Genomic DNA, 6,279 nt, shown 5'->3' on the forward strand with positions numbered 1-6,279 from the left:
TAGCCGTCGCTCCAGATCCGTGATCCGGCCTTCGAGCGTTCAAATGGTTGCTTGCAATTCCCCAATAATGACTTGTTGAGCCCGTACAACGTATTCTCACTCTTCATATGTTGGTTTCTTGTAAATTACAATAGCCTCAATAGTCTAGTTGCATCTCTATTTTAAAAAAAATTTTGCGGTATGGTGGTTGGTACAAAAAATTATTGCCTGATAGAATATTTTACCTAAACATTTTTTTACTGTATTAGATCGTAGCGTATCTGGTGCTTGAGAAAAAATTTTATTATACTGTTCCTAGGAAAGCGCCTGTAGCTCAGTGGATAGAGCGTTGCCCTCCGGAGGCAAAGGTCAGGAGTTCAAGTCTCTTCAGGCGCGCTTAACACAAGAAAACTAAATTTGCGTAACGCGTTCCTTAAAAAATGTCTTCTCTCGAACAGTCAGTCAGGATTTTTACTGATGGAATTGTGTATTGTTTTAAGCGTACTGGGAATTCTTATCGGAGCAGGAAGTTCACTCTTTAAAGGATATTTTCGCAGAAAACAAGATCTTCGAACACAATCTCATCAAGCACAAATCTTGAATGCTGTGGTATGGTTTGTATTACGAGAAAAACGTCTCCCCTGCCCTGCTTCTTACGAGAGTAACGGCGTATCCTTACTGCACTGTAACCAGCATTGGAACGGTTTGGTTCCCTTTCGTAGTCTAGGACTTTCAGAGCGCATTGCAAAGGATGGGTTTGGGCGCTGGATCAGCTTTGTAGTAGAGCCAGATCTAACAGAATATCGGGTCACTCACTCCACTGCTCTGGGACTATGTAAGTTTATATTGGGGACAAAATCCACACTAAATGTTATAGAGCAGAATGTTTCTGTGACCCACTATGTTAAGGGAGACGGTGTTATTTTAGTTCTGATCAGTCACGGTGAGAAAAAAAGTAATTCTAACAGCGCCCTGGAGGACAGATCTCTGGGTATGAATTCACAAGACACAAAAAATTACTATCTCCCTTGGGGACACAATAAAGAGGGGTATAACGATAGAGTGGTCTTTTTTACCAAAACCCAATTGCTGCACGAAATGGGCTTGAAGTGTACGGATTATTTTTTATCTTCTGGACTTTTGTCTCAGCCCATCCCTTGTGTAAAATAAGTCTGCTCTTTTTCTTTTCTGCCCCTCTCAACAAGATCATCAAAAAAACAGTGAGCGTCTTCTGTTGGTAATCTCAATCTATAATATTTTTTAATAATTTTAAAATATAATAAATTTATATTCTAATACATTAAAATAACTATGATAAATAATAAATATTACATATTTTTATTTTTTTTAACACTGACAGCGCAGTCAGGACCGGAAGATGAGAACGAAAATCAGAATTTAGACCAGAAGGGCTCTAATCCTGAAAATTTCAATAATACTGAGAAGAGTAGCTTATTAAAACAAGACCAAAGGTTAGATTATAGTACTGACGCTCAAATACAAAAAAACGTTCTCGAAGTTGAGAGTACGACGGCAAATCTAGAGAAGAGCTATAAGGAGATGCAGGAAATAAATGTAACTCTCAAAAATCGGGTAACCGATCTTGAATTCAAAGTCTCAGAAAACAAAATCATAATAGAAAAATTACACACAGAAGTACAAAAAAGCGATTCTGATAAAATAGAATATCAAGAAATATTGGAAAAACTCGCACAAGAAATAACGGACTTAGAACAAAATAGTGCATCCGATACACAAGAACTCAAGAAAAATATTGAGATTCTTAAGCAAGAAAAGCAGGAAATTCAAGAATCCCTTAACACAGAACAGAAGAATAAAAAAGAAGAATTACAAAAAGCATCAAATGATTTTGAATTATTGAAAGAAGAACTGAATAATACAAAAAATCTTCTGAATCAAACAGATAGTTTGAAGATAGAGATAGAGGATAAATTAAAAATTAATAAACAAAAAACCATAGAATACTTGAAAGCACACAGCGAAAGGCTCAAAAATATTACTTCAACCCCAGTTCCAAAGATAGACAATATAAACGAGGAAATAAAACAAAATTTAGAAAAGAAAATCAAGGAAAGCGCTCAAAAGACACAATATACTCAAAAAGAACTGGAAAATAATACTCGTAGAGAACAAGAAAAGCAAGAATTTTTGAAGAAATTGAACCAAATAAGGACACAAAAAGCACCAGTATCCGATGGAACCACGACTAAGGAAGACCAATGCCCTATATTGAAACAAAAAATATCTTTGTTACAGAATGAATTAAATGCTTTACAGGAAAATTTTAACAATACTTGTGGTAACGTTTCCTCAAGCCAATAAAAAAAGCAAGGACCCCATCCATGACCCGTACTTATTATGTATTTCCCCTCATCACCATGATACTGAGTGGGTTAGAATGTGCAAAGGCTACGCCCCAACAGGAGATTTCTGATGAGGAGATGGCTCGAAGTAGCGAAAATTCTCAAAACGTTCTATTGGATGCCATCGATAGTTTGGTGCAAGATATGGAAAAAATAATTGCTTCCAAAGACGCCGAGAGAGACGCTTTAGAAAAAACACTTCACCAGGAAGAAGCCTATATAAAAGAGATGAGTGGCTGGTTGAATGAACTCATCCAGGACGCAGAACACTGCCTTCATTACGAAAAAACCATAAAGGCACAAAAAGACCTTAACACTACCCAGGCCCAAGAGCTCCAAGCTTTACGGAACTCATTGACTACACTGCAACACAGCACTCCCCAGGATACTCAAGCTCAGGAGACTCATCGCTTACGGGAAGCGCTTTCTGCACTGCAAGCGAAAAACTACCAGCAAGCCCAAGAGCTCAATGCGCTGCATACCCAAAAAAACATTCCCAGTGATATTGAGAAAGTGGAGTCTTTGCAACAAGAGGTTACTGCACTAAAAGATCAGAACAACCAGCAAGCTCAGGAACTCCAAGCTTTACGGAACTCATTGACTACACTGCAACACAGCACTCCCCAGGATACTCAAGCTCAGGAGACTCATCGCTTACGGGAAGCGCTTTCTGCGCTGCAAGCGGAAAACCAGCAGAAAGCCCAAGAGCTCAGTACACTGCATACTCAAAACAATATTCCCAGTGATATTGAAAAAGTAGAGTCTTTGCAACAAGAGGTCACTGCACTAAAAGATCGGAACAGCCGGCAAGCCCAAGAGCTCAATGCGCTGCATACCCAGAACAATATGCCCAGTGATATTGAGAAAGTGGAGTCTTTGCAACAAGAGATCACTGCACTAAAAAATCAGAATAGCCGGCAAGCTCAAGAAGCGCGTACCTTGTTTTCTCAGTGCAGTCAACGTAATGCATTCTTAGAACAGCAAGCTACTTCTTGCCCTGAATTGCTTCAGAAAGATTTAAAGCGTTTTCAGCAGATGAACTATCAAAACCAAACCCTAAAAATGAAAGTACGTGAATATTGGGACTTTATACAAAAGCAATTTCCCGGATTTAAGTATTCCCCTAAAACCACAGGATCTTTTGAGCAACAATTTCAAGCGTGGAAACAGAAGCAAGCCACCAACTCTTCTGTGACGACGCCATCTTCTGTCCCTGAATTTGTACGGGTAGGATCCCCTCAAACGTTTGCTTTAGGACAGAACCCTTCATATGCTAAAAATATTTAAATGCACGAAAAAAATAGGCAGCACCGGTATATATACTAATGAAACAGCTCATAAGAAGCATCAGAGACGCTGTAGAGGAAGTGTGTGCACTGGGAAGAATCATAATGGCAATCCCTACCATTTGAAAAGCAGTCTTTATCTTTGCATAAAGGTGCACGGGAACACGATAATGTCCCACAAAACTCCGTAAAGTATTGATGGCGATATCCCGAAGCATCATCAAAGAAAGACACAAAAATTTTGTAATATCGCAAAACTGCCCATACATTAATGTAAATGAAATAGAGCATATTAGACATTTATCCGCAAAAGGATCCAATACCGTACCAAAAGAAGAACTTTGTTTTTGGTGACGCGCAATATATCCATCCATATAGTCTGTTCCACAGGCAATTAAAAAAATCACGAAGGCATAGTTTCTGGCACGTACACTCTGCATTAACAGTAGGCTACAAATAACCGGTGTTAACCCAATGCGCAAGAAGGATAAAATATTGGGCGTCATCCATATTTTATTTTTGCTTTCCATTGTTTTGCCTCAGTGTATATTGCTCAAATTGCTCTCCCAAAGCTTTTGCTAAGTCCATAGCTTGTAAAAGATCGTAATCCACCTCTGACTCCAAAACAAGATCATTTTTTGCATCGCCCCCTAGAACAGGCATTGCCAGTGAAGCAAAAGTTCTGGGGCGTTCCGGAGATACACCATGACTAGAAGGCTTAAGATTTTTTCGGGACCGATCGAGTTGCAATTCTTCTGGAAGGGTTAAAGTTGGATTTAATAATTTTCTCTCCAATGAGCCGGGCAAATTACTTTCTTTGATTTCTAACTTGTTTCCTTCTGATAAATCCTGAGGCATTTTTAGGATCACGTGGGGAATAACACCCGCCCCTTGAATAGGAGATCCTTTTGGAGAGTAAAAGCGACTAGAAGTAAACTTAAAGGCTAAATAAGAATCGAGTATTTTTACCTCTTGCACCGATCCTTTTCCAAAGGTGACGCGTCCCACAATAATAGCGCGATTGTGATCTTTGAGGGCAGCAGCTAAAATTTCTGAAGCAGAAGCAGAATATCCATTGACTAAAACCAGCAATGCAGCATCATAAAGCCCATCTTTGCCCACAATGACCTGATGAGGAATGACAGAGTGCACACGAATATTTTTTTTATCTTTTACTTTCACCACCGTACCGGAAGATAAAAACAAACTAGCTACCTTGATAGCTTGGTCAAGATATCCTCCGTAATTATTTCGTAAATCAATGACGATAGAATTCAGCTTAGGATTAGATTTGTAAAGATCTCGCAACGCTTTTGCCACCAAAGTGCTGGTTTTAGCATCAAAGACACTAATGCGAATATATCCTGTGTTACTATGAGGCTCAAGACGAAATTTTACAGAATCTACCTTAATAAGCGCTCTTGTTAACGAGATGTTGAAAATTTTTTCTTTATCCAGAACCTTTCTTTTGAGCGTTAAGGTCACTTTCGTCCCAGGTGCCCCCCGCATTTTTTTTACTGCCTCATCATAACGATCATAAAACGTGTCGTCAATTGCAACAATAACGTCTTTCGGTTTTAGACCCGCAATCTGTGCAGGGGTCTTAGGGGAACCTTCCAAAATAGAAACAACAGTGAGCTCTGTACGATCTGTTCCTTTAATGGGAACAGGAGAAATTTGAATTCCTAGTCCTCCAAACTCGCCTTCCATTTCTTCAAGAAGATTTTGCTGTACGACGCCAGAGTGCGGATCTAGAGAAGATAACATGCCCTGCACTGCACCTTCTAACATCTTACGCATTTGCTTAGCACCAATATGATCCACGTATTCATCCACCAAAAGACGAAAAATATTTAAAAACGCTGCGCCTGCTTTTACTTCATCCATCTCAAAGGAAGCGGACGAAGCAGGATGATTGGTTGTAAGGGAATTTTTTAAACGCGCCTGAGGCACTTTTTGGAGTTGACTGGAGGATCCTTCAACACAAATACATACAATTATCAGTGCAATGCGCATGCTATAGCGCACAAATTGAGACATGAACTCCCTTGTTATACTACTGGGTTTTAGCATACGAAAAAAAAATAAATTTGACAAGCATAGATATATAAAGCCTAAAATATTTGTTCAGATAGATTAGAAAAACAGTTAGAAAAAATTAGACTATAAAAAACGGAAAAAACTTATAGAATAGTTAAAAAATAGAAGAAGCATCTAACAAAAGAATGGCTCAGATATTAAGATTATTTTAGGAAACCTTTATAAATGTTCAAATGTAAACAATACAAATTTAAAAAATGTGTAAAATAAGGTTCTATCCCAAGCATTGATCAAACATTATTTCAATGTTCATGAAAATAAGTTGGATTGTCTATTCTTAAATCACAAAGATACAAGACTCTCATGGGAATACTGAGCGCAAAGGGTGTAAATAGGTGTTTGATCCCAGAGAGTTATGGTATATATTATGAAGATAATAATGCATGGAGAAAAAGCTTATGGGACAAGTATTACACGCAAATGCCAGAACAACGGAGGCAATCCGTAGAGAGATCCGTGATAGTAAAGAGAGCATAGAAAAAGCGGCTAAAAGATTTAATGTTAACCCAAAAACAATCCTCAAGTGGAGA

General features: G+C 38.5%; 5 protein-coding genes, 1 tRNA gene and 1 pseudogene. 5 read left to right on the top strand and 2 right to left on the bottom strand.

Annotation, left to right across the window (positions count from 1 at the left end; translation table 11 throughout):
* Nucleotides 1-302 precede the first annotated feature (302 nt).
* From HCUR_RS01960 to HCUR_RS01975, 4 genes are all read left to right on the top strand, one after another.
* Nucleotides 303-375 (top strand) — tRNA-Arg (locus HCUR_RS01960).
* Between the two features lie 21 nt (nucleotides 376-396).
* Nucleotides 397-1,149, top strand: coding sequence for a type II secretion system protein (locus tag HCUR_RS01965; protein WP_129591841.1), 753 nt, complete (start codon nucleotides 397-399; stop codon nucleotides 1,147-1,149).
* A 141-nt stretch (nucleotides 1,150-1,290) separates the two neighbouring features.
* Nucleotides 1,291-2,322: a coiled-coil domain-containing protein gene (locus HCUR_RS01970; protein WP_104206509.1), complete on the top strand. Its 1,032-nt coding sequence runs from the start codon at nucleotides 1,291-1,293 to the stop codon at nucleotides 2,320-2,322.
* 20 nt (nucleotides 2,323-2,342) lie between these two features.
* Nucleotides 2,343-3,650 carry a hypothetical protein gene (locus HCUR_RS01975; RefSeq protein ID WP_104206510.1) on the top strand — a complete coding sequence of 436 codons (1,308 nt, stop codon included), beginning with the start codon at nucleotides 2,343-2,345 and terminating at the stop codon, nucleotides 3,648-3,650.
* On the opposite strand, the gene HCUR_RS01980 is transcribed toward HCUR_RS01975, so the two are convergent.
* Nucleotides 3,637-4,179: a CDP-alcohol phosphatidyltransferase family protein gene (locus tag HCUR_RS01980; protein WP_104206511.1), complete on the bottom strand. Its 543-nt coding sequence runs from the start codon at nucleotides 4,177-4,179 to the stop codon at nucleotides 3,637-3,639. The genes HCUR_RS01975 and HCUR_RS01980 overlap by 14 nt on opposite strands.
* A complete protein-coding gene (locus HCUR_RS01985) occupies nucleotides 4,163-5,689 on the bottom strand; it encodes a S41 family peptidase (protein ID WP_165780643.1) in 1,527 nt (508 codons plus the stop codon). Before HCUR_RS01985 ends, HCUR_RS01980 begins: the two co-directional genes overlap by 17 nt.
* A 458-nt stretch (nucleotides 5,690-6,147) precedes the next feature.
* Here HCUR_RS01985 and HCUR_RS09500 point away from each other — a divergent pair.
* A pseudogene (locus HCUR_RS09500) lies at nucleotides 6,148-6,279 on the top strand (IS481 family transposase); the annotation flags it as partial.

The sequence above is a fragment of the Holospora curviuscula genome (genome assembly GCF_002930195.1).
GTDB classification, from domain to species: domain Bacteria; phylum Pseudomonadota; class Alphaproteobacteria; order Holosporales; family Holosporaceae; genus Holospora; species Holospora curviuscula.